The following is a 25,873-nucleotide window of genomic DNA, read 5'->3' on the forward strand; positions in this document are numbered from 1 at the left end:
ACTTTATCCCACTGAACGTGAGGAGTTCGCTATGAACGAGAAATTGAGCATCTCGCTTCCCAGTGAGATGGTTGCCGCCATAAAAAGCCGTGTCGACGCCGGAGTTTACGCCTCAACGAGCGAGGTGCTGCGTGCTGCTGTTCGGGTGTGGTTGCGGGAAGAGGAGGAATATCAACAACGGATCGCGGCGATCCGCCACAGGGTCGAGGCATCCTTGGATGATCCGAGATCGAATTTGAGTGGACACGAAGTCAAGCAGCGTCTTGATGCCTTTTTTGACAAACGCCGCTAACCTATGGAGCGATTTACGGTCGAATACCGTCCGGAAGCTGTTGAAAACCTTCTCGACATCGCCGCTTACGTGTTGGAGCAAAGCCAGAATATCAAGACGAGCGAAGGATACCTCAATCGCATCTACAGGCGCTGCGAAAAGATTGGCGATGCTCCCTTCGGCGGGGTCGCGCGAGACGATCTGGGACCTGGCATTCGCATGGCCGTTTTTGAACGAAGCGTCGTGATTCTCTATATCGCCGAGGGCGATCGAGTGCGTATCACGAACATAATTGCCGGTGGGCAGGACTACGAAACTCTGTTGCGATCACAACAGTAGATTCGCGATTTTGCAGTCTCGCCACGCTGCTTCTTTTCTCCGTCACCTCAAGCGCTCGCTGCCGTTCGCGGCAGGCAGGCTTCGCAGATTGCCGCAACGTGGCGATGGTCGGTACCGCAGCAGCCGCCGAGCACACGCAACTGCGGCATGCGGCGGGTAAGCTGCCGATAGCGACGGCCGAGATCGGCAGGGTCGCCGTCATCCAGCGTCTCGCTCTCGTCGAGTTCGGCATGGCTCATCATCGAGGCGTTGGCGCGTAGCCCCCAGATGCGTTTGACCCAAGCGCTATCCTCGTCAAGCGTGTTTTCAAAATGGCTCGGATGGGCGCAATTGATCATGTAGTAGGCGGGTGCGCAGCCGGTTGCAGCATCGGTACTTTCGATCGCTTCCTGTATCGTTCTTCCGGTCGCAAGCCTGCCGTCAGTCTCGACCGTGAACGAGATAGCGCATGGCATGCCTTGCGCCTCGGCGGCGCGAGCAATACCGATCGCCTCATTGATGGTATTGATCGTGAGTGCGGTCACCATGTCGGCCTCGGTGCCGGCGAAGCTCGCGATCTGCGGCGTGTGATAATCCTCGGCTTCCGCCGCATTCATCCTGCCCGCCTTGTAGCCGTCGCCGCGAGGGCCGATGTTTCCGCTAATAGTGATTGGGGCCGCAGGACGCTCATACTCCGCACGCAGCTCGCAAAGCAGCGTCACCGCATCCTCATTCACCGCTTTCAACGCTTGGGCATCATAGCCGAGCTTCTCGCCCCAATCGGCGTTGGCCCGCCATGTGGCGGTTTCAAGCACGAAGCCGGTGCCGCGACGACTGGCGATGTCGAGATAGCGTCGATAGTAATCCTTGATTTTCTCCCGTCCCTCCGGTGTTGCCAGAAGGACAAAGGAAGCGAATTGCGGCAGCTCGACGCCCTCATGAAAGATCAACACCGTTTCCATGCCACCATCTGTCAGGAATATACCGCCTTTCTGTTGCGGCAGATCGTTTCGATATTTGGCCATTGTGATCTCCACCCGTTGATATCCCCAGCCGTTCGTTGGCATCGCAGTGGTGGCGATTTTCTCTTATCGCCGTCTGCTAAAATAGGCGATTTGCGGTATACTATCGACGCGAGCAAGCATTTCATTTTCTATTCAATGGCTTACGGCCTCGGCCCCGCATTGATCCGGAGGCGCGGCGCGGCGTTTGTGCAACAATACTGTACCGTCGGTACAGGAGGGGATCATGCGAAAGGGTGAGGAAACGCGCAGCCGGCTGCTGGAGGTTGCCGAAGCCGCGGTGCTGGCGAAGGGTTTCGGCGGCACCTCCATCGATGAATTGATCGCCGAAACCGGCATTACCAAGAGCGGCTTCTTCTATCACTTCCGCGACAAGAACGAACTCGCTAAGGCCCTTATCCAGCGCTACATCGAAAACGACAACCGGATTTACGACGAGATTTTCGGGCGTGCCCGTGAGCTGATGGACGATCCACTGCAATCTTTCCTGCTTGGCCTGAAATTGCTGTCGGAATTGTTGTCCGATCTGCCGAATGGTCATCCAGGATGCCTGGTGGTAGGCTTCTGCTACTACGAACGGCTATTTGATCGCGAGGTTCAGGAGATCAACCGCGAGGCGGCCCTGACATGGCGGCGGCGATTTCGCCGCATGTTCGAGGAGATCATGGTGGTCTACGAGCCCCGCGAGCCGCTGGATGTCGATCAACTCGCCGATATGGTGTCGACCGTGCTCGAAGGCGGCATCGTGCTATCCAAGGCGTTGAAAGAACCGAACAGCCTGGCGGATCAGATCCTGGTCTTCCGCAGCTTCATCAAGATGCTGTTCCGGCCGCGTTTCAGCTAGCCCTCCATCTCCCGCGCCATCTCCGCCAGTTTCCTCACCGTATTGAGGTTCCGCGACGTGCCCGCCTTCAGCGCCGGCAACTTCAGTTTCGAGCGACCGGAGCCATCGGGATAGTGGACATAGATTTCCCTGCCGGCGATATGCACTTCTTCGCCGTCGGGTGCCACCAGCTTGTCCAGGGCATCGTCAGGTGCGGGTTCCGGAAGGAAGTTGACGAGCAGGTAGTTCGGTTTGGCGTGCGGAAAGGGTGAGCCTTCCGCTGCCGCCTCCAATTCCCGGCGGCTGCGCAGCAGCACGCCCGGCGATTTGCCCATTTTGAGCGCCAGTGCCTTTTCCAGATCCTTCTGTACGGTCGCCTCGGCCTTGTCAGAACGGAAAAGCACATTGCCGCTCTGGATATAGGTCTTCACGTCGGTAAAGCCGGTCTCTTCGCAGAGCGCTTTCAAATCCGCCATCGGCAGAGCGCCGGTGCCGCCGACATTGACGGCACGCAACAGGGCGACATAGACCGGCATGGGCTCCTCCCGAGATTTGCTAGATCTTCCCGGCGACCTTGATGGCGAAGCCGTATTCGAAGGCGATCTCTTCCAGGCGCTGGAAACGGCCCGAAGCGCCGCCATGGCCGGCATCCATGTTTGTCTTCAAGAGGATCGGCGCGTCTCCGGTGGTCTTTTCACGCAGCTTGGCCACCCATTTCGCCGGTTCCCAATAGGTGACGCGCGGATCGGTCAGGCCGCCGAGCGCCAGAATTGGCGGGTAAGGCTTCTCACCGACATTGTCATAGGGGCTGTAGGCTGCGATCTGCTCGTATTCTTCCTTGCTGTCGATCGGATTGCCCCATTCCGGCCATTCCGGCGGCGTCAGCGGCAGCGTGTCGTCCAGCATGGTGTTGAGCACGTCGACGAAGGGTACGGCAGCGATGATGCCGGCGAATTTCTCCGGCGCCATGTTGGCGATGGCGCCCATCAGCATGCCGCCGGCCGAGCCGCCCTCGGCGATGATCTTCGCGTAGGAGGTGAACTTCTGCTCATTCAAATAGTCGGCCGCAGCAATGAAGTCCTCGAAGGTATTGGTCTTCTTGTCCATCTTGCCGTCTTCGTACCAGGCGAAGCCCTTGTCCTTGCCGCCACGGATATGGGCGATGGCATAGACGAAGCCACGGTCGGCAAGCGACAGGCAATTGGTGTTGAAGCCGGCGGGGATGGTGATGCCGTAGGCGCCATAGCCGTAAAGGAGGCAGGGCGCGGATCCGTCGAGCGGCGTATCCTTACGATAGAGCAGGGTCACCGGCACCCGTTCGCCGTCCCAGGCAGGGGCGAAGACGCGACGCGTGACGTAGTCGTCCGGATTGTGGCCTGAGGGAACCTCCTGTGTCTTCAGCAAAGTGCGCTCGCGCGTCACCATGTTGTAGTCATAAAGCTGGCTCGGCGTCGTCATCGAGGAGTAGGAGAAACGGATGACGTCGGTGTCGTATTCGGCGGCGCCCTGCAGGCCGAGCGAATAGGCCTCCTCGTCGAAGGCAATGGCATGTTCTTCGCCGCTGCGCCGGTCACGGACGATGATCCGCGGCAGGCCGTCCTTGCGCTCCAGCCAGATGAGATGGCGGGCATAGGCCATGTGATTGAGGATCAGCGTGCCCGGCTTATGAGCCACGACATCGCGCCAGTTTTCCTTGGCCGGTTTGTCGACCGGCGTTTCCATGATCTTGAAATCCTTGGCATCGCCGTCATTGGTGAGGATGTAGAAGACATCGCCGCCTTCCGCCATTTCATACTCGATGCCGGTGTCGCGCGCGGCCACCAGTCTCGGTTCGGCCGTCAGATCGGAGGTCGGGATGATGCGGTATTCGCTGGTCTCGTGATCGTGGATGTCGATGAAGACGTAGTCATCCAGCAATGAGCCGCCGACGCCCATGAAGAAGCCGGAATCCTCCTCTTCATAAACCAGCCGGTCGTCCGATTGCGGTGTGCCGACAATGTGGTGGAAGATCTTTGAGGGACGATGGTTCTCGTCCTGCAGCGTATAGAAGAAGCTCTTGCCGTCAGGCGCCCAGACACCGCCGCCGCCGGTGTTTTCGATCACGTCGGCAAGGTCTTCGCCGGTTTCCAGATTGCGGACCTTCAGCGTGAAATATTCCGAGCCCTTGTCGTCATAGCCCCAGATGCCATGGCTGTGATCCGTGGAATGATCGATGCCGGAGAGGCGGAAATAGGACTTTCCTTCGTTTTCCTTGTCACCGTTGAGGAGCAGCTTGCGCTCGCCGCCATTGCGCGCCTCGCGGAAATAGTGCGGCTGTTCGCCGCCGGTGACGTAGAGCGTGCCATAGGCATAAGGCCCGTCCTTGACCGGCACGGAGCTGTCATCCTCCTTGATACGGCCCTTCATTTCGGCAAACAACGCCTTCTGCAGCTCTTTCGTATCCGCCATGGCGGCGTTCATATAGGCGTTCTCAGCCTCCAGATGCGCGCGGATTTCCGGATCGAGGATAGACGTGTCCTTGAACATCGCCTGCCAATTGTCGGCGCGCAGCCAGGCGTAATCGTCGCTGCGGCTGATGCCGTGGCGCGTGTCCGTGACCGGTTTTTTCGCAGCGGCGGGCGGGGTGGGGAGGCTCTTGAATGAAGACACGGGCAGGCTTTCTCCGGGATCAATGTCGGATATGAGGTGAGGAAGAGATAGAGGGCGCTTGCGTGAGGTTCAAGCGGCATTTGCCTGCTTAAGCCTCACGTAAGGGGATGATAACAGGCTTTAAATCTAGCTGACGGCGGCAAAAGAACTCGTTCAGAGCTGCCTTGATGTGACCACATTCTTTAACGAAGTCCGCTTATGTTGCGTCGATAATAAGGCGGCTTGAACCGCCTGGTCGAAGAGACGCTTCCCAGCCCGCAGTCAAGCAAGGGATCGGTCTTCATGCTGAAATTCATCGCCATTCTCATGCCGTTGGCCGCCATTGCGACGTCCGCTTTTGCCGTGGACGCGACCATGAAGAAGGAACTGGAGAAGCTCGATCCCTCCGAGCGGATGGAGCAGACCTGCGATGCTGAGGCCATGAAACGGATCGGCACCGAGCAGACCGGCTTCAAGCCCGACAAGGTCATCGCCTACACCTTCAGCGACCCTGCTATGGCCCCGGACTCGATGAATGCTCCCGGCGCGGTCTTTCGCAGCAAGGGGGATTGGTATCATCTCTCCTATCAGTGCACGACCGGCCCGCAGCATATTCATGTTCGGGATATGAACTACGCAATCGGCGAGAAGGTGCCGCGCGATAGCTGGCAAAAATATTATCTCTACGATTGATGCCTTCAGCGCCGTCTTTGGCGCTCTAGCCGGTAGAGTTCGGAGAGAACATGCTCCTGCACATCGGCATCCTGATGACAGACGGCGTCCGTCAGATCGCGTAGCGTTCCTCTCAGCGCATGAAGCTGATCTACCAGATCCATGACCAGATCGACTCCAGGCTCGTTGACGCCCATCGCGTTGATGAGGTCGAGGATCAACTGCCCGCGCGCCAGGTCGGCTTCGCGGAAATGCCGGCCTTCCCCGGTCGTTTCGGGAATGAGCCAGCCCTGTTCGATCCAAACGTCCAGCACCGCATTGTCGATCTCGAGGCGCAAACGAAACTCGCTCTCGTTCATGGCTCAGCCTCCCATGGTCTTTCTGGGATCATGCGTCTTGCCGGCCTGCCATTCGGAAACAAAGGCCGCAAGGTCCGCATCCGGCGCATCCGGCAGGACGATCTTCAACGAAACATAGGCGTCGCCGTTTTCCTTGCCAGGCACCGGCGCACCTTTGCCTTTCAGCCGCAGAACCTTGCCCGTGTTGGAGTTCGGCTGAAGGGTCACCGTGACCGGCCCGGAAGGCGTGGGCACACGGATTTTGCCGCCAAGCACCGCCTCCGCAAGCGAAATCGGCAATTCAAGTCTGATATCGTTGCCGTCGCGAACGAAGAAACGATGCGGGCGTACATGCACCTCGATCAGCGCATCCCCGGAGGCGCCGCCGCCAAAACCGGGATCGCCCTTGCCGCGCAGGCGCAGTGTCTGCCCGTCGCGGGTTCCCGGCGGTATCTGCACGTCGAGCGCCGGTCCGTCCGGCAGGCTGATCTGCTTTTTCGCGCCGTTGATGGCGTCGAGAAAGTCGACCTCCATGGAGTAGTGGCGATCCTGACCTTGCATTCCCGATTGGCCTCGGCTGCGACGTGAGAAGAAACTGGAAAGTATATCGTCGGCATCGCCGAAATCGGCGAAACCACCCGTGTTGCGATAGGGGCCGCGCTGGCCCTCGCTCGTCGCGTAATCGCGATAATAGCTACGTGGCGGCTGCTCCGCGCCGGTATTGTCGATCTCGCCGCGGTCAAAGCGCGCGCGCTTGTCCTCGTCGCCGAGGATGCCGTAAGCCGCGGAGACTTCCTTGAATTTATCCTCGGCTTGCTTATCGCCGGGGTTCAGATCGGGATGTAGCTTTTTCGCAAGCTTGCGATAGGCGCTTTGAATGTCTTTTTGCGGGGCGTCCCGTTTTACGCCCAGAATATCATAGGGATCACGGCTCATGGATGTTTCCCTTTGGGAGCATAGGAAAAGACGCAGATAGTGATCGGCAGGCGTGGTATCAATCGTATCATAAATGATAGCGCCTCTAGCCGCGACCCGGCAGAATGAACCATTGGCGCATTTGTGATGGGGAACAGGCGGCTTTGCGGGCAAGCCGCCATATTTCCGTCGCCTTGCCGGACGATGGCGGGCGCAGCGGCAAAGGAGTCTATGGCAATTATGCGCCTTTTCCGACAGACTTCATTTCATTCGATCCAACCGGTGGCTGCCTGATGAACCGTTTTGTGCTGACGTCCGCATTCGTGCTCGCCGCTTCGGCCGCCTTTGCCGCCGAGCCTTCGGAAAAGCCCGTTGTCTGGCCGCAGCTCCCGCCGAAGGCGGCGGTGTCGAACGTCAAGTTGGTCGAGCCCCATCTACACGTCAACCGCGCAGGCAAGGGCGCGCCGCGCATCGCCCTGACCTTCGATGCCTGCATGGGCAAGACCGATCCGCGCATCCTCAGCACACTAGTCGATCAGCATATCCCGGCGACGATCTTCGTCACCGCTCGATGGCTGCGCAGCAATCCCGAAGCGCTTGCCGTCTTCCTCGCTCATCCCGATATTTTCGAGCTTGAGGATCACGGTCAGAACCATATTCCCGCGGTCGATATCCCAACGACGGTCTATGGCATTCCCGCTGCCGGCTCGCCGCAGGCGGTCGCGCAGGAGGTCAAAGGCGGCGCTGATGCCATGATGGCCGCTGGCATTCCTCAGCCGCATTGGTTCCGGGGCGCGACGGCGAAATATAGCCTCTCGGCTATCGCTCAGATTCGCGGCATGGGCTATCGCATCGCAGGCTATTCCGTCAACGGCGACAGCGGCTCGCTGCTGCCGGCCAAGATGGTGGAAAAACAATATGCCTCCGCCAAGGATGGCGACGTCATCATCTCGCACATCAACCAGCCGACCCATACCGCCGGCGAAGGCGTCGCCGCGAGCATCTTGGCGCTGAAGGCCAAGGGCGTGCAGTTCGTCCGCCTGCAGGATATCCCCGAGCAGGGTGATGACGACACGACGAACTGAGGCGTTTTCGGTGTCGGCGCCGATAGCTGATGCCTTCACTGCGGTAGTTGCGGCTGCACCTTTTCCTCGAAGAACAGCTCGTTGACTACGGTCATGACGATCAGCGACAGCGGCAGGGCGAGCATTGCGCCGACGGCGCCCCACATCCACGTCCAGAAGATGATGGCAAGGAAGACGATGAAGGGATTGAGTTCCCATTGTCGGCCCATCACTGCCGGAAAAACCAGATTTTCCACGGTGAGATGGACGGAGAAGAACGCGGCGGCGGGGAGGAGACCGAAGATGATATCGTCATGGGTGATGATGCCGGCGATCGCCAGCGCGGTCGTTATCGTCGTGATGCCGACGAACGGGACGAAGCTGGAAAGAAAGGCGAATATTCCCCAGAGGATCGGCGTGCCCATGCCGCCGATATAGGCGATGACCGTCATCACCACGCCGAGGCCCACATAGATCAGCGACGCCGTCGCAAAGTAGAAGCCGAGCACCTGCTCCACCGCATTGATGATGCGGATCGCCGTCAGCCGTGATGCCCGGGTGGAGAAGGTCATGATGATCGTCTTGCGCAGGCTGATGCGGCCGGCAAGGAACAACAGCAGCGCCGCAAAAAAGAGCAGGCCCTGGACGATGGCGGGCGTGAGGCTGGCGGCGAGAAGATGCAGCACATTGCCGGTGTTTTCGAGCAGCACATTGATGGACATCGGTCCGCTTTCAAAGGTTTGCGGTGTGATGTGCAACCATTTGATCTGTTCGAGATAGGGCATCAGCCGATCGACGGTACGCTGGAAAACGTTAGGCCCTTCCTGGGCGAGCGTCGCCATCGGCCCGGCGAGTGAATTGATGATCAGGAAGATGACCAGCGCCACCGCCGATGACAACAGAACGGCGTTGAGGACGCGCGGTACGCCGAGCTTGCTGAGCTTTTCCGCAGCCAGCCCGAGGATCATGCCGACGACGACGGCCAGGGTTACAGGGATGAGGATGATCGACATCATGTAGACGCCTGCCAGCGCCAGCACAAGGAATATGCCGATGAGAGCCCAGGCGGAGGCAATATCCAGCGCGTCCTTCTCGACGGGTGCTGACGAGCCGTTGTCCAACTGCTCGGTGTCCGCTCGCAACGCATCCACCCAGGCGCTGGAACGCCTTTCGCTCGTCGCTCCCAATCTGCGCGCCTGTTTGCGTATGCCGTTGGCGATATCCATTCCGGACATGTCCCCGAAACCCCATTGCTTCGGTATGCAAACGCGAAAGGCCCGCCCTGGTTCCGGGGCGGGCCTTTGACATCATGGGTCAGCGGATTCGCGATCAGGCGATTAGATTGAGCCCGATGCCCCAGGGATCGCGCAGCGAAATCCCGCCGTCGCGTTTTTCCGTCTTGATCTCATGCGCATCGAGTGCGGCGACCGCCTTGTCGAGCGCGTCCTTGTCGTTGAAACGCAGGGTGTAATCGGAAAGGCCGGTCATATCCTTGGACCGGACGCCGGCGCCGCGGCTGTTCCAGGTATTGGCGCCGAGATGGTGGTGATAGCCGCCGGTTGCGAGGAAGGTCGCGCCGGGATAGCGCGCCGCCATGACGTTCATGCCCAGCACATCGCGGTAAAAGGCATTCGCCTCCGCAACGTCGCCGACCTGCAAATGGATATGGCCGATCGCCGAACCCTCGGCCATGCCATCCCAGCGATCCTGCGGCGCGCTTTCGTAAAGCTTCTGCAAATCGAGCCTGAGCGTCGCCATCTCGACCGTGCCATCGCTGTGGAATTTCCACTGTTCGTGCGGCCGGTCCGCATAGATCTCGATGCCGTTGCCCTCGGGGTCGGAAAGATAGATCGCCTCGCTGACGATGTGGTCGGACGCGCCTTCGAGACCTACGCCATTATGTGCGGCGTGCCGTAGCCAGCGAGCAAGCTCGATGCGATCGGGCATCAGAAAGGCGGTGTGGAACAAGCCCGCGGCGGTTTGCGGCGCTCGTTTGGCCGCACGATCCGTTGTCAGAACCAAAAGCGGCTGGCCGGCAACGCCCAACACCTCGCCGCTGGCCGTCTTTTCAATGACCCTGAGGCCAAGCATCTGCTGGTAGAAGCGCGACACCACCGCCAGATCGGTGACGATCAGGTGCGACTGGCCGACATAGGCGGGACGCGTAAGCGCATAGGAAAGGGCAGTTTCGGTCATGCGAGTGTTCCAACCTCAATATTCTGCAAGAGAGCAACCGGCGCGGCGGAGAAGACGTCGCCAATAGCAGGGCTTGAGAGCTTTCGCCGGTTGATGTGCCTCTTCAGAATTCAAGCCCGCTGTACTTGACCTAGATATGGCCGATTCCGATTGTTCACAGAAGGCCCGAAATTGCAGATTGAGCGTTCGCTGGTTGTTGACAGCCGCGCGATCAGCTCACCCGCCATTTACCAAGATTTACTTATATGTCCGTTTCACCCGCTTGTCTCCAACCCCTTGAGGTGCAACGATCAAAGGCGACGTCGAGCAATTGGAACACGCATGCATGCCCGAAATCAAAGGCATTCGTTGGGCCTATGACCGATATGAAGTGATCGTTGACAGCATCGTCAACGGGATTGGCGTCGTCTTTGCTTTGATCGGCGCGACCGTGTTGATCTTCTATGCGACGGTGTGGAGCTCCTATCGCGAGATCGCCGCCGCTTGGATCTATGGCGTCGGCCTCGTTCTGACGTTGGCCATGTCCTTTACCTACAATCTGTGGCCGGTGTCGCAGACGAAGTGGGTCCTGCGGCGTTTCGATCACTCGGCCATCTTCGTCTTGATCGCCGCCACCTATACGCCGTTCCTGGAGCGCGGCGCCGAGGATCCGCTGTTGTTTGCCATGCTGATTGCCATCTGGATTTTTGCCGGCTTCGGCATCGCGCTGAAATGCGTTTTCCCGGGGCGGTATGACCGGCTGGCGATCCTGCTTTATCTCGCCATGGGCTGGAGCGGTGTGCTGGTGGCAAGGTCCGTTTCCATGCATATACCCTACGCGTCGATGCTACTGATCGTCATCGGCGGCGTCATCTATTCGCTAGGCGTAATTTTCCATGTCTGGGAGAAGTTGCGCTTTCAGAACGCCATCTGGCATGGCTTCGTGCTCGCCGCCACCGCAGTGCATTATTCGGCGGTCCTGACCTGTTTCAGCCTGTCACCGGAAAACTCTTGAGATCTGCGTCGTCGGCGTGCATTTCCTCGTCGGCTGCAGGCTGCGCACCAGGCGCATGACGATGGCGTCGAAGCGCTGCATGTCCGTCTTGGGATAATCCATCTGGAAGAAGGCGGCGCCGCCATTGCAGAGTGCTACGCCGCGCACATAGACGATGCGGCCCTGCCTCGTACCCGAGAAGCTGATGCCGCGCGAGGTCGATTTCGAATAGGAAATCTGCCAGCCTTCGTCCTTGGCGATTGCGACGCGGACATTCGCTTCCGCCGAAAAGTCGCCATCGAGGATATTGGTGCCGAAAACAAGCAGCCGTGCCGACTGATCGGACGGCGTCAAGGTCAGTCCGTCGCCATTGTCCGAACGGGTCGAAAGGCGGAATTCCGAGGGTAGTTCGATTTCATAGCCAAACCGCGCATTGTCATAGGACCACCAGTCGGCAGCCAGTGCCGGCACAGCAGAAAAGAAAAGGAGGGCGGTCAGGCGCGCGAGCATTGCGGTTTCCGGGAGGCGGGATCTGCAAACCAGCTATGAATAGCGCATTTTTCAGCAGAAATTCCATAGTGATTCTAAGAATGATCAGAAAATAGCTTCAATTCGTTACGGTTTCATTGCGAGCCATGCAGGAATGGCGGATTTACTTCGTCAATATCGCGGAGTATGCCGCCATCGATGCCTTAAACGATTGGACAATTCGACTATGGACCAAGCCGTGCTGCTTCGCGACGCCACCGAGGCTGATCTGCCCGCGATTTGCGAGATCTACAACCACGCGGTCCTGCACACGACCGCGATCTGGAACGACACGTTGGTCGACGTCGATAACCGTATTGAATGGCTCAAAGCGCGCAAGGCGAGGGGCTTTCCGGTCATTGTCGCCGAGAAGGACGGGAACGTCGCCGGCTATGCCTCCTACGGCGATTGGCGTGCCTTCGACGGTTACCGGCATACGGTCGAAAATTCCGTTTATGTCGACAAGGATCATCGCGGCCTCGGTATCGGCGAGGGTTTGCTGCGCGAACTCGTCGCCCGTGCCGCCGAAGGCAATATCCACGTCATGATCGCCGCCATCGAAACCGGCAATACCACCTCCATCCGCCTGCATGAAAAACTCGGCTTCCGCATCGTCGGTCAGTTTTCAGAAGTCGGCACCAAGTTCGGCCGCTGGCTGGATCTGACCTGCATGGAGCTGCGCATAACGGTCTAGGGCGTGAACTCATTAACGGCTGGCAGACCGGGAAGTGAGACAGCGCGAGCGGAGGGCCGACTTTTCGGATAAAGTTCTCTTTCCGATCATCTGAGGGCGCTAAGATGTTGGCCTCTGACTTAACGAATTTTATCGAGCAGGATCATCTGGCTTTAGATGCTTTCGTGAAGGGCGATCCTGAGCCTCTGAAATATCTCTACTCGCGACGGGATGACGTCATTATCGCTAATCCGTTCGGGCCGCCGGCGAAGGGGTGGGAAAAAGCCGCCGCGACCATGGAACGGGCTGCAACCAATTATCGGGACGGCGAGGCCACCGGCTTTGAGCGCATCTCCGAGTACGCGACTGCGGACTTGGGGTACATCATTGAGGTCGAGCGGTTCCGATCCAAAGTCGGTGGTGGCGACAAACTGGTACCGATCGCGCTTCGGGTCACCACCATATTCCGGCGGGAAGAAGGCGCGTGGAGGATCGTCCTTCGTCACGCCGATCCGATAACCTCAGCCCGCCCGCCGGCATCCCTAGTCAGAGAGTAAAAGGGTTGCCGGACCCGGCTGGGACGGCCACGCCTAGCTCGCAGTCATTCCCGCGTCATAGCTTGACGCTATCCAAGCAACGGCAGATCTGAATCGTGATTTTCATCGCGGGTATCCTTCGTTGCATCCTCCGAAAATGCAGATAGCCGTCGTCGGCGCAGGGATTGTTGGGGCATCCATAGCCTATCACCTGGCACGCCGCGGGGCGCGAGTGCATTTGTTTGACGAGGGCCCGGCACCAGCCGCGGGCGTCACCGGCAAGGCCTTCGGCTGGGTCAACCTCATCAATGGCGACCCGACGGCAAATTACGCGAATTATCGCATCTGGCGCGAGGCGATCACTGAATATCAACGTTTGAAGGCCGCCCTTCCGAAGGCCCTGCAGCATGCGCGGACGGGTTCTCTGATTTGGCATCGGACGGCGGCGGAGACGGAGGCGTTGGTACGGGAGCATAAGGCTGCGGGTGCAACGGTTGAACTGGTGGATGCCAAGACGATCGCCTGGTGGGAGCCGGAGCTTCGCGAGGTGCCGGAATGCGCCGCCTTTTCTCCCGACGATCTCGCGCTGGATCCGGCACAGCTCGCGCGGACATTTGTAGACGCCGCGATCGCTTTCGGCGCTAAGGCGGATTTCGATCAGAGGATCGTCGCGCTCGAAACATCTGACAGCCGGATCACCGGTGTTCGGACGGCAGGGCAGGTCGTTTCGGCGGATGTCGTCGTGCTGGCTGCCGGCACATCGGTCGATGCGCTGATTTCGCCCTTGGGACTGGCGATCGGCGTCGAAAGCTCGCCCGCCGTGCTGATGCAATTTTCCGCTGACCGGCGCTTCCTCAATCGTATTTCTTCGCGGGCCGGGTTTGGAAATTCGTCAGCGGCCTGACCATTCGCTGGTCTCCGCCGCAAGCTGCAGGAGCGGCGCCGAAGAGGAGGCGCCGCTGGCGATCGGACATCGGGTGCTCGACGTGATGAGACGAAAGCTCGCTCTGCCCGATGGTGTCGAACTGCGGCAGGCAGCCGTTGGCTACCGCCCGGTCTTCGCCGATGGGTTTCCGAGGCTCGGCTTCTTGCCGGGCGTCGATGGCGCCTATGTCGCTGTCGCCCATCCCGGCGTCATCCTGGCGCCCTTGCTCGGCCGGTTGACGATGGAAGAGATCGTTGAGGGACAGCGATCGACGCTTGTACCGGGATTTAGCGCGGGCGTTTTTCACGGCAGCTAACGTGCCGCCTATTTCCCTGCCTCGAACACCATGGCGTGACCGTTGATGCAATAGCGCAGTCCGGTGGGTGGCGGGCCGTCGGGGAAGACATGCCCGAGATGGGCTTCGCAGGCGCCGCAGCGGATTTCCGTGCGCACCATGCCATAGGACTCGTCGCGATATTCCTTCACCGCCTCCGGCGAAACCGTTTCGAAATAGCTCGGCCAGCCGCAGCCGGCATCGAATTTCGTGTCCGAGCGGAAAAGTGGTGCGTTGCAGCAGACGCAGCGGTAGAGGCCGGTTTCGAATGAGTCCCAGTAGGGTCCCGTAAAGGCGCGCTCGGTGCCATGCTGCCGGGTGATGCGATATTGCTCCGGCGTCAGTTGTTCCCGCCATTCGGCATCGGTCTTCTCGATTTTAGGCCCTGTCATCGTAGCAGACATGAGTGTCATCCCTTTCCCATCACCCAATCTATTAGGCGAGCCCCGTTGTCGCAATGTGGTGCAGCCCGTCCCGTCTTCAACTATTCAGCCATGATGCCGAAGCCGATTCCAGTGGTTTACCCCTCGGTTTTTCTCGCGCGGGGCTTGAGGCAATCCAGCCTTTAGCCTATCCCAATGAAGACTTTCGGCTTTGCCGGACTCCGCGATCGTTCAGCAGGGAGAAGACATGGCCAGTGTCACCGGCCTGACATTCCTGGCTTTGTGTCTGCCCTTTCTCGGTGCGATCATTGCGCCTGCTGCCGTCCGCTATCTCGGCCACAACGCGGCCTGGCCGCTGGCGCTTTTCCCCGCACTCGCCTTTCTGCATTTCGCGGGTTTTCTTCCCGCTATCGCCGCCGGCCAGAATATCCAGGACGGCTTCGAGTGGGTGCCGAGCCTCGGCTTGCGCTTTTCCTGGCTGCTCGACGGCCTTTCGCTGACATTCGCGCTGCTTATCACCGGCATCGGCACACTGATCGTGCTTTATTCCGGCGGCTACCTGAAAGGACACGAAGATCAAGGCCGCTTCTTCTCCTTTATCTTCCTGTTCATGGGTTCGATGCTTGGCCTCGTCGTGTCGGACAGTTTCCTGACGCTGTTCGTTTTCTGGGAGCTGACCTCGATCACCTCCTTCCTGCTGATCGGCTTCGATCATCAGCGCGAGGCTGCGCGGCGGGCTGCCTTGCAGGCGCTGGTGGTCACCGGCGGGGGAGGGCTTCTGCTGCTCGCGGGCCTGTTGTTGATCTGGCAGATCACCGGTGCAGCGGACATGTCCGGCCTGTTGAAGACCGGTGGGATGCTGCGCGAAAGCCCGCTTTATCTTGCGGCGCTGATCTTAGTACTCGGCGGCGCCTTTACGAAATCCGCGCAATTCCCCTTCCATTTCTGGCTGCCGAACGCCATGGAGGCGCCGACGCCGGTGTCTGCCTATCTGCATTCTGCAACGATGGTGAAGGCCGGTGTCTACCTCGTGATGCGACTCAACCCCGTAATGGGTGACACAACAGCCTGGGAGACGATCCTGCCGGTTTTCGGTGGCATGACCCTGCTGGTGGGAACGCTGCTCGCCATCCGCCAGACCGATTTGAAGCTGAAGCTCGCCTATACGACGGTCTCTTCTCTCGGCTTGCTGGTATTGCTCACCGGTTTCGGTTCCGATTATGCCGTCGAGGCGGCCGCGCTCTATCTGGTGGCGCATTCGCTGTTTAAAGGCGCGCTCTTCATGGTCGCCGGCATCGTCGATCACGAGACGGGCACGCGCGACATTACCCATCTCGGCGGTTTGCGCAACGCCATGCCGTTGACCTTTGCGGTGGCGCTGGCGGCTGCATTTTCCATGGGCGGCCTGCCGCCCGCCTTCGGCTTTCTGGCTAAGGAGGAGATCTATGCCGCGTTGGCCCAAGTTTTCCCCTGGCCGATCCTTCTGGCAGTCGTTGCGATTGTCGGTAACGCGCTAATGTTCTCTATCGCCTTCGCCGTGGCGCTGAAGCCGTTTATCGGCGCGCGGGTCGAAACGCCGAAACATCCGCACGAGGCGCCGCCGCTGCTCCTGCTTGGCCCGTTTGTCCTTGCCGTTCTCGGACTAGCCGCAGCCATGGTCTCCGGCTTTTGGCACGTCTACATCTCCTCGCCGATGGCAAGTGCCGTCGGTGGCAAGGCAATGGAGATATCGGTCTCGCTCGCTCCGCATTTTGGTGCACCCTTGGCCCTGTCCGCTCTGACCGTGCTGATCGGTGCCTTCATCTATTGGAAGCTCGATCGCGCCCGCTTCCTGATGGCGGTGGTGCTGCGCAAACTCGGGCCGGGACCCGATCGCGGCTTCGATGCCCTCATCTCGGGGCTGGTGCGCCTGTCGCATGCCGTCTCCCGCTTTCTGCAGCCGGGCCGGCTGGAGATCTACGTCACCGTCACCTTCCTTTGCCTTGCCGCAATGCTGCTGGTGCCGCCGGTGCTCCATGGCGAGTTGCCGGTCGTCCCCTCATGGCCCGACATGCAGTGGCATGAGGCGGCGATTTTCCTCATCGCCGTCATTGGTCTTGCGGCCGTCGTCTCGGCGCGCGACCGGCTGACGGCGATCGTTTCGCTCGGCATTCAGGGTTTTGCCGTCGCCGTCATCTTCCTGCTCTTCGGCGCGCCGGATCTGTCTTTCACGCAGTTCATGGTCGAGACGCTCTCCGTCGTCATCCTGGCGCTGGTAATGACGCGACTGCGCCTGTCGCCCGCCGATCGCCGTCCGCCGTTGCAGAGGCTCTTGCATGCGGCGCTTGCCATCGCCTGTGGCCTCGGTTTCGGATTGCTGCTCTTGAAGGCCACGCAAACGCCTTTCGACCTGACGCTGACGGCGTTTTTCAATCATTATTCAAAGCTGATCGCCCATGGTGCCAATGTCGTCAACGTGATCATCGTCGATTTCCGCGGCACGGATACGCTCGGCGAAATCGCCGTCGTCACCATCACTGGCCTCGCCATCCTGGCGCTGATCCGCATCCGCGCCGGCGGTGAGCGCAAGCTTGCGGCCAACGACCCCGACGTGGAAGAGGTAATGGAGGCCGAGCGTCCATGAACACCGTCATCTTCCGTACCGCCGCGCCTTTCCTGACCGCTTTGATGCTGCTCTTCTCCGTCTTCGTGCTGCTGCGCGGCCACAATGAGCCCGGCGGAGGCTTCATCGGCGGATTGATCGCGGCCTCCGCGCTGGCGATTTATGGCATTGCCTGCGGTGTGACGGCGGTGCGCCGGGCCATTATCTTCCATCCGTTGACGATTGCCAGTTTCGGCCTGCTGGCCTCGACGGTTGCCGGGTTGCTGTCGGTCTTCTCTCGCGTGCCTTTCATGACCGGGCTCTGGATCTATCCGCATCTCTTTGGCGTCGAGGTGCCGCTCTCGAGCGTCATGCTGTTCGATGCCGGCGTCTATCTGGTCGTCGTCGGCGCCATCACCTCGATCGCGCTGGCGCTCGAAGAGCGGGAGGCGGAGTGATGGAGGTGGTCTTCGCAATGCTCGTCGGCCTGTTCTTCGCCGCTGCGATCTATCTGATGCTGTCGAAGTTTTCGATCCGCATCATGCTCGGCATCGCCATCCTCGGAAACGCCGTCAACCTGCTGCTTTTCACCGCCGGCCGGGTAACGCGCGAAGTGCCGCCGATCATCCCGTCGGGCGCTGACACGCTCAATGCGGATGCCGCCAACCCGCTGCCGCAGGCCCTGATCCTGACGGCAATCGTCATATCGTTCTCTTTCCTCGCCTTCCTGCTGGTGCTGACCTATCGGGCCTATCAGGACCTGAAGACCGACAATACCGGCGAGATGCGTGTGGCAGAACCGAAAAAGCGGCCGCTGCCGCCCCTGGGGTATTAGCAGCATGGCGGCCCCGACCAGCATCGCTGTCGATTTTTCCGCTGCGCTGGTGTCGGTGCCAGTGCAGGCCGGTCATTGGCTGGTGATCCTGCCGGTGGCCCTGTGTATTGGCCTCGGCGCGATTTTGATGATGTTTCGCGACCGCACTGCCATGCACGGCTGGATCGCCATTCCCGGCCTGGTACTGCTGGTGCTGATCGACGCGGCTCTGCTTTATAGGGTCGCTAACGAAGGGCCAGTGACCATGGTCATGGGCCGCTGGCTGCCGCCTTTCGGCATTGCCTTCAGCGTCGATCTTCTCGGCGCGGTGATGGCGCTGGCGGCGGCGGTCGTGGTGCTTGCAGCGAGCCTTTATGCGCTCGGCGAGATTACGGTCAGCGGCCGCCGCTACGGCTTCTTTCCGTTCCTCATGCTGCTGCTTGCGGGCGTGAGCGGGGCATTTCTGACCGGCGACGTCTTCAATCTCTACGTCTGGTTCGAAGTACTGCTGATTTCCTCTTTCGGCCTGCTGATCCTCGGCTCGGAGCGTGAGCAGATCGATGGCGCTTTGAAATATGCGGTGCTGAACCTCATCGCCACCACGCTGTTTCTCGTGTCCGTCGGCTATGTCTACGCCATCTTCGGCACGCTCAACATGGCCGATATCGCGATGAAGGCGAGGGCGCCCGGCAACGAGGCGCCGCTGATGACGCTCGCCGGCCTCTTTCTCCTCGCTTTCGGCATGAAGGCCGCGGCCTTCCCGGTCAATTTCTGGCTGCCCGCGTCCTATCATACGCCACGCATCACCGTCTCGGCGCTTTTCGCCGGCCTGCTCACCAAGGTCGGCATCTATGCGCTGATCAGGGTGCTGGTCATGCTGCTGCCGGTCGAACGCGCTGGGCTCGGCCCGGTCACCACGGTCATTGCCATTGCGACGATGCTGACCGGCGTACTCGGCGCGCTCGGCGAAAGCGATATCCGCCGCCTGTTCGGCTATGTCGTCATTTCCGGCATCGGCACGATGCTGGCCGGCGTCGCGATTGGCAGCGCCAGCGGCCTCAGCGGGGCGATCTTCTATGCACTGCATTCGATGGTGCTGATGACGGCGCTCTATCTGCTGGCAGGCCAAGCGGCCCGGCTCGGCGGCAGCTTTTCGCTTGCTACCCTCGGCGGGCTTTACCGGCAAAGCGGCTGGTTCGCAGGTCTGTCACTGGTGCTGTTTTTCGCCGCTTGCGGCCTGCCGCCATTTTCGGGCTTCTGGCCCAAGGTCGTCTTGGTGAAGGCGGCGCTCGATGCGGGCGCCTGGTGGATCGCGGCAGCGATCCTGTTGACGGGCTTTCTCACCACCATCGTCTTCGGCCGCGTCTTTCTCCTCGCCTATTGGCGTCCAAGATCGGCGCAGGATGCTGCTGTGCCGCAGCCGATCGCCTGGCAGGCCGGCTTGCCGCTGGTCGCCCTCGCAGCCTTGGTCATAGGGTTTGGTCTGTTTCCCGAGCGGTTGCTGCATCTGACGCAGCTTGCCGCCGGCGGTCTCGAAGATCCTTCCGCCTATCTGCACTCCGTCTTTGCGGGGGCTGGAGGCGCACAATGATCCTGCTCGTCTTCAACCTGCTGCTCGCCATTGTCTGGGTCGCCATCACCGGCAGCGCCTCCTTCCTCAATCTTGTCCTTGGTTTTGTCCTCTCGGCACTCGCCCTGGCAATGATTCGGGAATCCCATGGCGGCGTCCTCTATCTCGAGCGCCTCAGGCGGATTCTGGCGCTGTTGCTGCTGTTCCTGCGTGAACTCGCCAAATCCGCATGGGCCGTTGCGGTAACCGTCATGAGCCCCAAAATGGATGTGAAGCCCGGCATCTTCGCTTTTCCGCTGACTGTCGACCGCGATTTCGAGATCACCCTGCTCGCTAATCTCATCACGTTGACGCCCGGTACGCTCTCCGTCGACGTTTCCGACGACCGCAAGACTCTCTATGTGCATGCGCTCGACTGCTCCGACCCCGAAATGTTGAAGCGCGGCATAGCCGATGGCTTCGAGCGCCGAATCATGGAGGCTTTCCGATGATCGCAGCTTCCATCGTGTCCGCCGCCGCCATGGTGTCGCTTGTTATTCTCAGCCTGGCCTTCCTGTTCACCGTCTTTCGCGTGGTAATCGGTCCGACTTTGCCCGATCGGGTGCTGGCGCTCGATATGCTGGTGGCCGTCGCCATCGGCTTCATTGCCGTCATCGCCATCAAGACGGGCTTCACACTCTATATCGACATCGCCATCTCTCTCGGACTTGTCGGCTTCCTCGCTACCGTCGCCTTTGCCCGGTTCATCCTGACCCACAGTGCATCGACGCAAGCCGAACGGCAACCATTGGCGCCGATTGCGGCCGCGAGGAAGCCGGTTCGCAAGAATGGCCGTCGCAAGAAGGGAAAGCGGTAATGGAATTGGTCGCCGCCATCGTTGTCGCCTTCCTGCTCCTGGCGGGCGCATTGTTTTCGCTGGTCGCGTCGATCGGTATCGTCCGCCTGCCGGATCTCTATAGCCGTATGCACGCCGCTTCGAAGGCTGGCACGGTTGGTTCCGGCCTGTTGCTACTTGCAGTCGGTTTTCACTCGCAGGATCTGCCGATATTGGCGCGGGCACTGGCCGGTTTCGTGTTCTTCATCTTGACTGCGCCGATTTCTGCCCATCTTCTCGCCCGTGCCGCTCACAAGGCGGGCCACCGGCTGATGCCACCGTCGGTGCGCGATGATCTTTCGAAAGGCCGAGTAGAGGGGCGTTCTTACAAAATGAAAAGCTAACAAACGCTTGGATTGCCAGAAAAGTGAATACAAATTCTCGTCGTTAGTTACCTATTTTTAATAGATGAGAAATTTGCAAAGAAATGATAGAATTAAAAACTGGACATTTGGAGAAAGAGTGGTAATCCAGATTCAAGTAGAGTTCTGATGTTGAGTTAGTCTCAACCGGCTTTAAGTGCCCGATGCTTTGATCTTTCTTTCAAACAACGGCGGGCAAAACTTTCTTCCGGTTAAGGATTGACGGACCTACCTCCGTCATCACTGATTCTATCGTCAGGCGGTATAAAAACGGGTTTCGTTGCACGAAGTCTAGGGGTGGATTTCGTATTGCGGGCAATTTGGCATGAAATGCCCCGTTTTTTTGCTGATTGCTGCTACGAATACGGGCAATGCCGTTCGCGGTATGTCCAGCTCATACATTTCGAAAATCGAAATGATTATGCGCAACGTCTAAAGTAATGCTGTGTTTTACGTGTTCCGTTGGAGGCGTAGCGCAGTAGGCAAGCCGATGAACAGGAGAACAAAATGACAGATACGGCCCTTGGCAATGGCCAGGATTTGCTGGTTGAGCTAACCGCCGACATCGTGGCGGCGTATGTCAGCAATCATGTAGTCCCGGTCAGCGACCTTCCGAATCTGATTTCCGACGTACATTCCGCCTTGAGCAACACCTCGGCTCCGGCCCCCGCCGTTACCGTGGTTGAAAAGCAGAAGCCGGCCGTATCCGTTCGTAAATCGGTACAGGACGATCAGATCACCTGCCTGGAATGCGGCGGCAGCTTCAAGTCGTTGAAGCGCCACCTGATGACCCATCACAGTCTTTCGCCTGAAGAATATCGTGAGAAGTGGGATTTGGCGGCCGACTACCCGATGGTTGCGCCCGCCTATGCCGAAGCTCGTTCGCGTCTCGCGAAGGAGATGGGCCTTGGCCAGCGCCGCAAGCGCGGTAGCCGCTAAATTCCCAAATCGACGACACCATCAAAAAACCCGGCTTTCGAGCCGGGTTTTGTCGTTTCACCAGCGTGGCAGATTCTATGCGGCGGCGCGTACTATCGCCTCTTCGCGGATACGCTTGATCATCGAGCGCAATCCGTTGGCGCGCTGCGAGGAAAGGTGTTCGACCAGGCCGATCTTGCCGAAGACGTCGAGAGCATCGAGCGCGGCGATCTCGGAGGCCGGTTTACCGGAATAAGTGGCGAGCACGATCGCCACCAGCCCGCGCACGATATGCGCATCCGAATCACCTTCGAAGGTCAGGACCGGATTTTCCAGATCGCCCGCTGTGTGCGTTACCAGCCAGACCTGGCTGGCGCAGCCCTGCACCTTGTTTTCCAGCGTCCGCTTCTCTTCCGGCAAATCCGGCAGCGCTTTGCCGAGCTCGATCACATAGCGATAACGGTCCTCCCAGTCGTCCAGGAAGGTGAAATCCTCTATGATCTGTTCAAGCGTCGCCATCAAGCCGGTCCAATTATCCACTTGCTTGGATATAGGTGAAAAGGTCGATGATTTGAACCCATGACAAAAAAGAACGCCGCGAGCGATGGCAAGCTCACGGCGCATAAGGGGGAGGCATCGATGGAAACGGAGATCAGGTTCGCGGCTTCGGCAGCGGCACCGGAATATAAGAGGGCAGCTTGACAGTGCCGGTAACGACCGCGTCGGCCGTCTCGACGTTGATCGGGCGCTTGGCGGGCATCGGCTGTGCCTCGGCGGCGACCAGCTCACGGTTGACGACGGGGGCAGTCACAGCCTGGTTGGCGGCCGCCTGCTCGCCGGACTTATCGTCCTTGAAGTGCTGACCCAGAAGATCGTAAGCGACGCGGGCACCGTCACGGGCCTGATAGCCGAGCGCGGTCAGCGTCTCGCCGCCTTTCTGGCAGACATCGGGTTTTTCCGCGCACATGGCGCCGACATATTGCATGACGCCACTCGCGGCCGACAGCGCATCGGAAACCTGTACCTTCGGTTCGTCGGCCGACCGCGGAGCGCCGTCAGGCTTGGCGAAGATCGGCAGGAACATGAGAACCAGTGAAAACCAGAACCCCGCTCTAATGAGAAACCACATTGCCTTGCCCATCCTTTATTTCGTTCGGTCTTATCGCCGATCGAAGTCGTTTATCTGATGTTGCTCAGACCCTATCCGACAGAGGACAACACCCCTTTTCAAAACTTGGATGCATTTTCGGCAAATTTGATTCAAATTGTAGCAATTGGCATTTCAAGCTCATTTGTGTCGAATTGTAGCGATTGCTGTTAAGTATGTCTCGGCCGATCTGCCTGATATCCCGGGGCTTGCGGGCGTCGACGTCGGCGCAAAGGTTAACGTGTGACGGAAATCTAAATAAAATCCGCTGCTTACCCGCTGTTAACCACAAAAACCAAAGGTCTCGCCATGTGCGCCAAAACGAGATTTTCGAGCTTTTTCGACCGATCCACGCGCCCGTTCTTTATTCTTTCCTTAAGTCGCGAAGGCCTATTGTGCGGTTGAATAACTGACCGTTTGTGCGGGTTTTGGTGTGCGCGTATTGAGTAACATTGCTGGCAGGGCTGGAGCCCTCGTGGACCGGGCAGGCGGAAGCTGGCTCTCCCGGACAAGCGGGAATGGTGAAGTCCGTGAACAGGAACTGGCGATCCTGCGCCGGCTCGCGCTCGCCTCCTCTGCAGCTCTTTTCGTCGTTCCCACAGTGCTCTCCTTCATCACCAGTCCCGCCGTGGCGCTCCCGGTCGGCGTTGCCACCGTCTGCGCCGGTTTTCTGTTTTCCGCCGTCGGCAGTATTGCTCTGTCGCGCCAGCGTCCCGCCTCCGGGCCGGTCGAAGCCGTCGTCGTCGAGCATCGCGATCTGATGCTGGAAGCGGCTAGCGGTCTTGTTCTCCTGTTCGATCCGCAGGGCAGCGTTACCGCTGTCGGCGGCCGCGATCGCGCCGAATTCCTGAACTGGATGCGCGACCCCTCCGGTCGCGGCTTTGTCGAACAGGTGCATGTCTCCGACCGCATCCTCTTTCTGCAGGCGGTCGACAGGCTTCGCCAGGGCCGTGAAGCCCTCGGCGTCGATTTGCGCCTGGAACGTTCGGCCGTTGTCGAGGGCAACGACCAGTTCGTCTATATCCGCATGGAAATGACTGCGCGACGCGACGGCGAGGGCCGGTTGACCGGGATCGTCAGCCAGTCGCGTGATATTTCCTACGATCAGCAGCTTCGCGACCAGGCCGCACGCAAGGCGGCGGAGGCGGAATCCGCCAATGACGCCAAGTCGCGCTTCCTCGCCGCGGTCAGCCACGAGCTGCGCACGCCGCTCAACGCCATCCTCGGCTTTTCCGATATCCTCAGCGGCGAATATTTCGGCAAGCTCGAGAACAACCGCCAGCGCGAATATGTCGGCCTGATCCGCCAGTCCGGCGCGCATCTGCTCTCCGTCGTCAACACCATGCTCGACATGAGCAAGATCGAGGCGGGCCGCTACGAACTTCTGCTCGAGCCTTTCCCCATCGAAGCCTCCATCGGTGCTTGCGAGGCCATGCTGGCTCTGCAGGCCAAGGAGAAGGGGCTGACATTGACGAGCCGGGTGCAGCGGGGCCTCGGCGATATCGTCGCCGACCAGCGCGCCATCCAGCAGATACTCATCAATCTCGTCGGCAATGCCATCAAGTTCACCGATGCGGGCGGCGCCGTCACCATCGATGCGGCCATGACCGACGGAATGCTGAAGTTGTCGGTAAGCGACACCGGCATCGGCATCGCCAGCGAGCGTCTCGCTTCGCTGGGCCAGCCTTTCGTGCAGATCCAGAATGATTATACCCGCCGCTATGCCGGCACCGGGCTGGGCCTGTCGCTGGTCAAGGGCCTGGTGGCGCTGCATGGTGGCAGCTTCGCCATTGCCAGTGCGCCAGGTGAGGGCACGGTCATCACGATCCTTATCCCGTTTGACGGTTCCGGCGCTGTAGCGGTGCAGCCGGCTGTGGATGTCGGTCGCACGGTCGATTTTCCGCCACGTCTGAAACATAGTCTGGAGATGAACGAGAAGCGAAAAGAGGAAGAGGTGAATGGCCCCGCAAAAGCGAAAATCGCCTAAGGGAAAGGGCAGGGCCAGGCGAAAGCAGCCCGGCTTTGCTTCCCGGGGGGCGGTTGCCGTCGGCAGCCTCGGCCTGCGCGGTGCCGGCGCGCTGGGCGGCCTCGGTGTGCGTGGCGTCGGTGCCTTGGCCGCTTTATGCGGCGGCGTTGTCGGCCGGCATCCGGCCGCCGCCGCCGGAGTCGCAATCTTCTTCGCGGTCTTTGGTTTCGTGACGGCCAATGCGCTCTGGTATCAGTCGGGCGCACACCCGTCGCCACTGCTGCGCACGCGGGATCCCAACTCTCCCTATCAGATCCCCGGCCGCAAGCCCTTCCTGCATGCGCAGCAGACCGATACCGGCAACGTCACCACGTTCCGCATCGAGCGGCAGGACACAATGGCGAATGCCGCAGCACCTTCCCCACAGGTTCGGACCGCCAGCCTGCCGGCGACGCAAACGCCGGCAGCGGCGACCACGACACCATCGAAGCTGGTTGCCGACGTGCAGAGCGAACTGATCCACCGCGGCCTCTATGACGGCACCGCAGACGGTGTCATCGGCTCGCGCACGACAGCCGCTATCCTGTTCTTCCAGGAAGCGTCCGGCCTGGCGCAGACTGGGGTCGCAACTCCGGAACTGCTGGCCGCGCTGAAGGCCAATGATCCCGGCACCCACGCCAGCTCCAAGACGAGCGTTGCGGCCGTCCCGTCGGAGCGGCCCATCAATGTCTCGGCCAACGCTTCCACCATCGATCCCATCGCCGCCGCCATTCAGAGCGCGGAGAAGGATATCAAGACGAGCGCCGCCCCCCGGAGCGGGCCAAGCGACGTCGTCAACACCGTCAACATGGTGATGCAGATCCAGAAGGGCCTGAGCAACATCGCCTATACCAATGTCAGCGTCGACGGCGTAGCCGGCGAACAGACCAAGGCCGCCATCCGCCGGTTTCAGAAGCACTACCGGCTGCCGGAAACCGGCGAGCCCGACATGGCGGTCTTGAAGAAACTGCAGGACATCGGCGCGCTTTAATCTTCCCCCTTG

General features: G+C 60.0%; 31 protein-coding genes. 20 read left to right on the top strand and 11 right to left on the bottom strand.

What is annotated here, in order from left to right:
* Positions 1-31: 31 nt before the first annotated feature.
* Both N2601_RS03225 and N2601_RS03230 read left to right on the top strand, forming a co-directional pair.
* On the top strand, positions 32-292 hold the full coding sequence (locus tag N2601_RS03225; RefSeq protein WP_104822410.1) for a ribbon-helix-helix domain-containing protein: 261 nt from the start codon (positions 32-34) through the stop codon (positions 290-292).
* A gap of 3 nt (positions 293-295) precedes the next feature.
* A complete protein-coding gene (locus N2601_RS03230) occupies positions 296-610 on the top strand; it encodes a type II toxin-antitoxin system RelE/ParE family toxin (protein WP_104822411.1) in 315 nt (104 codons plus the stop codon).
* A 47-nt stretch (positions 611-657) separates the two neighbouring features.
* On the opposite strand, the gene N2601_RS03235 is transcribed toward N2601_RS03230, so the two are convergent.
* Positions 658-1,614: a homocysteine S-methyltransferase family protein gene (locus N2601_RS03235; protein ID WP_104822412.1), complete on the bottom strand. Its 957-nt coding sequence runs from the start codon at positions 1,612-1,614 to the stop codon at positions 658-660.
* 223 nt (positions 1,615-1,837) lie between these two features.
* Between N2601_RS03235 and N2601_RS03240 the strand changes: the two genes are divergently transcribed.
* A complete protein-coding gene (locus N2601_RS03240; protein ID WP_260303421.1) occupies positions 1,838-2,455 on the top strand; it encodes a TetR/AcrR family transcriptional regulator in 618 nt (205 codons plus the stop codon).
* Here the strand turns inward: N2601_RS03240 and N2601_RS03245 are convergent.
* Both N2601_RS03245 and N2601_RS03250 read right to left on the bottom strand, forming a co-directional pair.
* On the bottom strand, positions 2,452-2,970 hold the full coding sequence (locus tag N2601_RS03245) for a DUF1697 domain-containing protein (protein ID WP_104822414.1): 519 nt from the start codon (positions 2,968-2,970) through the stop codon (positions 2,452-2,454). The two genes, N2601_RS03240 and N2601_RS03245, sit on opposite strands and share 4 nt — an antisense overlap.
* Before the next feature lie 19 nt (positions 2,971-2,989).
* Positions 2,990-5,083: a S9 family peptidase gene (locus tag N2601_RS03250; RefSeq protein ID WP_104822415.1), complete on the bottom strand. Its 2,094-nt coding sequence runs from the start codon at positions 5,081-5,083 to the stop codon at positions 2,990-2,992.
* Positions 5,084-5,365: 282 nt separating this feature from the next.
* Here N2601_RS03250 and N2601_RS03255 point away from each other — a divergent pair, with 282 nt between their 5' ends.
* The gene (locus tag N2601_RS03255) at positions 5,366-5,755 is read left to right on the top strand and encodes a DUF930 domain-containing protein (protein WP_104825026.1); all 390 of its coding nucleotides are present in this window, start codon (positions 5,366-5,368) and stop codon (positions 5,753-5,755) included.
* A gap of 5 nt (positions 5,756-5,760) precedes the next feature.
* Here N2601_RS03255 and N2601_RS03260 read toward each other — a convergent pair whose 3' ends face one another.
* Together N2601_RS03260 and N2601_RS03265 are read right to left on the bottom strand one after the other, a co-directional pair.
* Entirely contained in the window at positions 5,761-6,093 is a 333-nt protein-coding gene (locus N2601_RS03260; RefSeq protein ID WP_104822416.1) for a chaperone modulator CbpM, read from the bottom strand.
* A gap of 3 nt (positions 6,094-6,096) precedes the next feature.
* On the bottom strand, positions 6,097-7,008 hold the full coding sequence (locus tag N2601_RS03265; protein ID WP_104822417.1) for a DnaJ C-terminal domain-containing protein: 912 nt from the start codon (positions 7,006-7,008) through the stop codon (positions 6,097-6,099).
* A 272-nt stretch (positions 7,009-7,280) separates the two neighbouring features.
* On the opposite strand from N2601_RS03265, the gene N2601_RS03270 reads away from it, so the two are divergent.
* Entirely contained in the window at positions 7,281-8,072 is a 792-nt protein-coding gene (locus tag N2601_RS03270) for a polysaccharide deacetylase family protein (protein ID WP_104825027.1), read from the top strand.
* Positions 8,073-8,107: 35 nt separating this feature from the next.
* Here the strand turns inward: N2601_RS03270 and N2601_RS03275 are convergent, their stop codons facing one another.
* Together N2601_RS03275 and N2601_RS03280 are read right to left on the bottom strand one after the other, a co-directional pair.
* Entirely contained in the window at positions 8,108-9,277 is a 1,170-nt protein-coding gene (locus tag N2601_RS03275; protein WP_104822418.1) for an AI-2E family transporter, read from the bottom strand.
* A 103-nt stretch (positions 9,278-9,380) separates the two neighbouring features.
* Positions 9,381-10,247: a VOC family protein gene (locus N2601_RS03280; RefSeq protein WP_104822419.1), complete on the bottom strand. Its 867-nt coding sequence runs from the start codon at positions 10,245-10,247 to the stop codon at positions 9,381-9,383.
* Positions 10,248-10,572: 325 nt separating this feature from the next.
* On the opposite strand from N2601_RS03280, the gene trhA reads away from it, so the two are divergent.
* On the top strand, positions 10,573-11,241 hold the full coding sequence (gene trhA, locus N2601_RS03285) for a PAQR family membrane homeostasis protein TrhA (RefSeq protein WP_104822420.1): 669 nt from the start codon (positions 10,573-10,575) through the stop codon (positions 11,239-11,241).
* Here the strand turns inward: trhA and N2601_RS03290 are convergent.
* A complete protein-coding gene (locus N2601_RS03290; RefSeq protein WP_245463937.1) occupies positions 11,224-11,730 on the bottom strand; it encodes a hypothetical protein in 507 nt (168 codons plus the stop codon). The two genes, trhA and N2601_RS03290, sit on opposite strands and share 18 nt — an antisense overlap.
* 205 nt (positions 11,731-11,935) lie before the next feature.
* Here N2601_RS03290 and N2601_RS03295 point away from each other — a divergent pair, with 205 nt between their 5' ends.
* From N2601_RS03295 to N2601_RS03310, 4 genes are all read left to right on the top strand, one after another.
* Entirely contained in the window at positions 11,936-12,442 is a 507-nt protein-coding gene (locus N2601_RS03295; RefSeq protein WP_104822421.1) for a GNAT family N-acetyltransferase, read from the top strand.
* 104 nt (positions 12,443-12,546) lie between these two features.
* The gene (locus tag N2601_RS03300) at positions 12,547-12,978 is read left to right on the top strand and encodes a YybH family protein (RefSeq protein ID WP_104822422.1); all 432 of its coding nucleotides are present in this window, start codon (positions 12,547-12,549) and stop codon (positions 12,976-12,978) included.
* A gap of 136 nt (positions 12,979-13,114) precedes the next feature.
* Positions 13,115-13,861: an NAD(P)/FAD-dependent oxidoreductase gene (locus tag N2601_RS03305; RefSeq protein WP_104822423.1), complete on the top strand. Its 747-nt coding sequence runs from the start codon at positions 13,115-13,117 to the stop codon at positions 13,859-13,861.
* Positions 13,839-14,198, top strand: a complete 360-nt coding sequence (locus tag N2601_RS03310; RefSeq protein ID WP_104822424.1) for an FAD-dependent oxidoreductase — start codon at positions 13,839-13,841, stop codon at positions 14,196-14,198. The genes N2601_RS03305 and N2601_RS03310 overlap by 23 nt, the downstream gene beginning before the upstream one ends.
* 8 nt (positions 14,199-14,206) lie before the next feature.
* Here N2601_RS03310 and msrB read toward each other — a convergent pair whose 3' ends face one another.
* Positions 14,207-14,620 carry a peptide-methionine (R)-S-oxide reductase MsrB gene (gene msrB, locus N2601_RS03315; protein ID WP_104825028.1) on the bottom strand — a complete coding sequence of 138 codons (414 nt, stop codon included), beginning with the start codon at positions 14,618-14,620 and terminating at the stop codon, positions 14,207-14,209.
* A gap of 226 nt (positions 14,621-14,846) precedes the next feature.
* On the opposite strand from msrB, the gene N2601_RS03320 reads away from it, so the two are divergent.
* The 8 genes from N2601_RS03320 (at position 14,847) to N2601_RS03355 (ending at position 21,739) form a co-directional block, all read left to right on the top strand.
* Positions 14,847-17,222 (top strand): putative monovalent cation/H+ antiporter subunit A, encoded by a 2,376-nt coding sequence (locus N2601_RS03320; RefSeq protein WP_104822425.1) that lies wholly within the window; start codon positions 14,847-14,849, stop codon positions 17,220-17,222.
* Positions 17,219-17,638: a Na(+)/H(+) antiporter subunit B gene (locus tag N2601_RS03325; protein ID WP_104822426.1), complete on the top strand. Its 420-nt coding sequence runs from the start codon at positions 17,219-17,221 to the stop codon at positions 17,636-17,638. Before N2601_RS03320 ends, N2601_RS03325 begins: the two co-directional genes overlap by 4 nt.
* On the top strand, positions 17,638-18,015 hold the full coding sequence (locus tag N2601_RS03330) for a Na+/H+ antiporter subunit C (RefSeq protein ID WP_104822427.1): 378 nt from the start codon (positions 17,638-17,640) through the stop codon (positions 18,013-18,015). The genes N2601_RS03325 and N2601_RS03330 overlap by 1 nt, the downstream gene beginning before the upstream one ends.
* 4 nt (positions 18,016-18,019) lie before the next feature.
* Positions 18,020-19,585 (top strand): Na+/H+ antiporter subunit D, encoded by a 1,566-nt coding sequence (locus N2601_RS03335; protein WP_104822428.1) that lies wholly within the window; start codon positions 18,020-18,022, stop codon positions 19,583-19,585.
* Positions 19,582-20,055 carry a Na+/H+ antiporter subunit E gene (locus N2601_RS03340; RefSeq protein WP_104822429.1) on the top strand — a complete coding sequence of 158 codons (474 nt, stop codon included), beginning with the start codon at positions 19,582-19,584 and terminating at the stop codon, positions 20,053-20,055. Before N2601_RS03335 ends, N2601_RS03340 begins: the two co-directional genes overlap by 4 nt.
* Positions 20,052-20,420 carry a cation:proton antiporter gene (locus N2601_RS03345; protein ID WP_104822430.1) on the top strand — a complete coding sequence of 123 codons (369 nt, stop codon included), beginning with the start codon at positions 20,052-20,054 and terminating at the stop codon, positions 20,418-20,420. Before N2601_RS03340 ends, N2601_RS03345 begins: the two co-directional genes overlap by 4 nt.
* Positions 20,420-20,782, top strand: coding sequence for a monovalent cation/H(+) antiporter subunit G (mnhG, locus tag N2601_RS03350; protein ID WP_104822431.1), 363 nt, complete (start codon positions 20,420-20,422; stop codon positions 20,780-20,782). Before N2601_RS03345 ends, mnhG begins: the two co-directional genes overlap by 1 nt.
* Positions 20,783-21,307: 525 nt before the next feature.
* Positions 21,308-21,739 carry a MucR family transcriptional regulator gene (locus N2601_RS03355; RefSeq protein ID WP_104822432.1) on the top strand — a complete coding sequence of 144 codons (432 nt, stop codon included), beginning with the start codon at positions 21,308-21,310 and terminating at the stop codon, positions 21,737-21,739.
* A 75-nt stretch (positions 21,740-21,814) separates the two neighbouring features.
* Here N2601_RS03355 and N2601_RS03360 read toward each other — a convergent pair whose 3' ends face one another.
* Positions 21,815-22,237 carry a SufE family protein gene (locus tag N2601_RS03360; protein WP_104822433.1) on the bottom strand — a complete coding sequence of 141 codons (423 nt, stop codon included), beginning with the start codon at positions 22,235-22,237 and terminating at the stop codon, positions 21,815-21,817.
* Positions 22,238-22,370: 133 nt separating this feature from the next.
* Complete coding sequence (locus N2601_RS03365; RefSeq protein ID WP_104825029.1) at positions 22,371-22,847, bottom strand: DUF5330 domain-containing protein; 477 nt, start codon at positions 22,845-22,847, stop codon at positions 22,371-22,373.
* Between the two features lie 451 nt (positions 22,848-23,298).
* Between N2601_RS03365 and N2601_RS03370 the strand changes: the two genes are divergently transcribed.
* Together N2601_RS03370 and N2601_RS03375 are read left to right on the top strand one after the other, a co-directional pair.
* Positions 23,299-24,852, top strand: coding sequence for a sensor histidine kinase (locus tag N2601_RS03370; protein WP_104822434.1), 1,554 nt, complete (start codon positions 23,299-23,301; stop codon positions 24,850-24,852).
* Positions 24,824-25,861: a peptidoglycan-binding domain-containing protein gene (locus N2601_RS03375; RefSeq protein WP_104822435.1), complete on the top strand. Its 1,038-nt coding sequence runs from the start codon at positions 24,824-24,826 to the stop codon at positions 25,859-25,861. The genes N2601_RS03370 and N2601_RS03375 overlap by 29 nt, the downstream gene beginning before the upstream one ends.
* The last annotated feature ends 12 nt before the right edge of the window (positions 25,862-25,873 follow it).

This window comes from Rhizobium sp. CB3060 (assembly GCF_025200735.1).
Taxonomy (GTDB): Bacteria; Pseudomonadota; Alphaproteobacteria; order Rhizobiales; family Rhizobiaceae; genus Rhizobium.

Excerpts from the sequence above, each read along its gene's own strand:
- N2601_RS03290 (WP_245463937.1), bottom strand. The coding sequence starts at position 11,730 with ATGCTCGCGCGCCTGACCGCCCTCCTTTTCTTTTCTGCTGTGCCGGCA.
- N2601_RS03300 (WP_104822422.1), top strand. The coding sequence starts at position 12,547 with ATGTTGGCCTCTGACTTAACGAATTTTATCGAGCAGGATCATCTGGCT.
- N2601_RS03305 (WP_104822423.1), top strand. The coding sequence starts at position 13,115 with ATGCAGATAGCCGTCGTCGGCGCAGGGATTGTTGGGGCATCCATAGCC.
- N2601_RS03270 (WP_104825027.1), top strand. The coding sequence starts at position 7,281 with ATGAACCGTTTTGTGCTGACGTCCGCATTCGTGCTCGCCGCTTCGGCC.
- mnhG (WP_104822431.1), top strand. The coding sequence starts at position 20,420 with ATGGAATTGGTCGCCGCCATCGTTGTCGCCTTCCTGCTCCTGGCGGGC.
- N2601_RS03260 (WP_104822416.1), bottom strand. The coding sequence starts at position 6,093 with ATGAACGAGAGCGAGTTTCGTTTGCGCCTCGAGATCGACAATGCGGTG.
- N2601_RS03355 (WP_104822432.1), top strand. The coding sequence starts at position 21,308 with ATGACAGATACGGCCCTTGGCAATGGCCAGGATTTGCTGGTTGAGCTA.
- N2601_RS03320 (WP_104822425.1), top strand. The coding sequence starts at position 14,847 with ATGGCCAGTGTCACCGGCCTGACATTCCTGGCTTTGTGTCTGCCCTTT.
- N2601_RS03325 (WP_104822426.1), top strand. The coding sequence starts at position 17,219 with ATGAACACCGTCATCTTCCGTACCGCCGCGCCTTTCCTGACCGCTTTG.
- N2601_RS03280 (WP_104822419.1), bottom strand. The coding sequence starts at position 10,247 with ATGACCGAAACTGCCCTTTCCTATGCGCTTACGCGTCCCGCCTATGTC.
- N2601_RS03330 (WP_104822427.1), top strand. The coding sequence starts at position 17,638 with ATGGAGGTGGTCTTCGCAATGCTCGTCGGCCTGTTCTTCGCCGCTGCG.
- N2601_RS03245 (WP_104822414.1), bottom strand. The coding sequence starts at position 2,970 with ATGCCGGTCTATGTCGCCCTGTTGCGTGCCGTCAATGTCGGCGGCACC.
- N2601_RS03235 (WP_104822412.1), bottom strand. The coding sequence starts at position 1,614 with ATGGCCAAATATCGAAACGATCTGCCGCAACAGAAAGGCGGTATATTC.
- msrB (WP_104825028.1), bottom strand. The coding sequence starts at position 14,620 with ATGTCTGCTACGATGACAGGGCCTAAAATCGAGAAGACCGATGCCGAA.
- N2601_RS03360 (WP_104822433.1), bottom strand. The coding sequence starts at position 22,237 with ATGGCGACGCTTGAACAGATCATAGAGGATTTCACCTTCCTGGACGAC.
- N2601_RS03255 (WP_104825026.1), top strand. The coding sequence starts at position 5,366 with ATGCTGAAATTCATCGCCATTCTCATGCCGTTGGCCGCCATTGCGACG.
- N2601_RS03230 (WP_104822411.1), top strand. The coding sequence starts at position 296 with ATGGAGCGATTTACGGTCGAATACCGTCCGGAAGCTGTTGAAAACCTT.
- N2601_RS03240 (WP_260303421.1), top strand. The coding sequence starts at position 1,838 with ATGCGAAAGGGTGAGGAAACGCGCAGCCGGCTGCTGGAGGTTGCCGAA.
- N2601_RS03375 (WP_104822435.1), top strand. The coding sequence starts at position 24,824 with ATGGCCCCGCAAAAGCGAAAATCGCCTAAGGGAAAGGGCAGGGCCAGG.
- N2601_RS03345 (WP_104822430.1), top strand. The coding sequence starts at position 20,052 with ATGATCGCAGCTTCCATCGTGTCCGCCGCCGCCATGGTGTCGCTTGTT.
- N2601_RS03365 (WP_104825029.1), bottom strand. The coding sequence starts at position 22,847 with ATGTGGTTTCTCATTAGAGCGGGGTTCTGGTTTTCACTGGTTCTCATG.
- N2601_RS03335 (WP_104822428.1), top strand. The coding sequence starts at position 18,020 with ATGGCGGCCCCGACCAGCATCGCTGTCGATTTTTCCGCTGCGCTGGTG.
- N2601_RS03275 (WP_104822418.1), bottom strand. The coding sequence starts at position 9,277 with ATGGATATCGCCAACGGCATACGCAAACAGGCGCGCAGATTGGGAGCG.
- trhA (WP_104822420.1), top strand. The coding sequence starts at position 10,573 with ATGCCCGAAATCAAAGGCATTCGTTGGGCCTATGACCGATATGAAGTG.
- N2601_RS03225 (WP_104822410.1), top strand. The coding sequence starts at position 32 with ATGAACGAGAAATTGAGCATCTCGCTTCCCAGTGAGATGGTTGCCGCC.
- N2601_RS03265 (WP_104822417.1), bottom strand. The coding sequence starts at position 7,008 with ATGAGCCGTGATCCCTATGATATTCTGGGCGTAAAACGGGACGCCCCG.
- N2601_RS03340 (WP_104822429.1), top strand. The coding sequence starts at position 19,582 with ATGATCCTGCTCGTCTTCAACCTGCTGCTCGCCATTGTCTGGGTCGCC.
- N2601_RS03295 (WP_104822421.1), top strand. The coding sequence starts at position 11,936 with ATGGACCAAGCCGTGCTGCTTCGCGACGCCACCGAGGCTGATCTGCCC.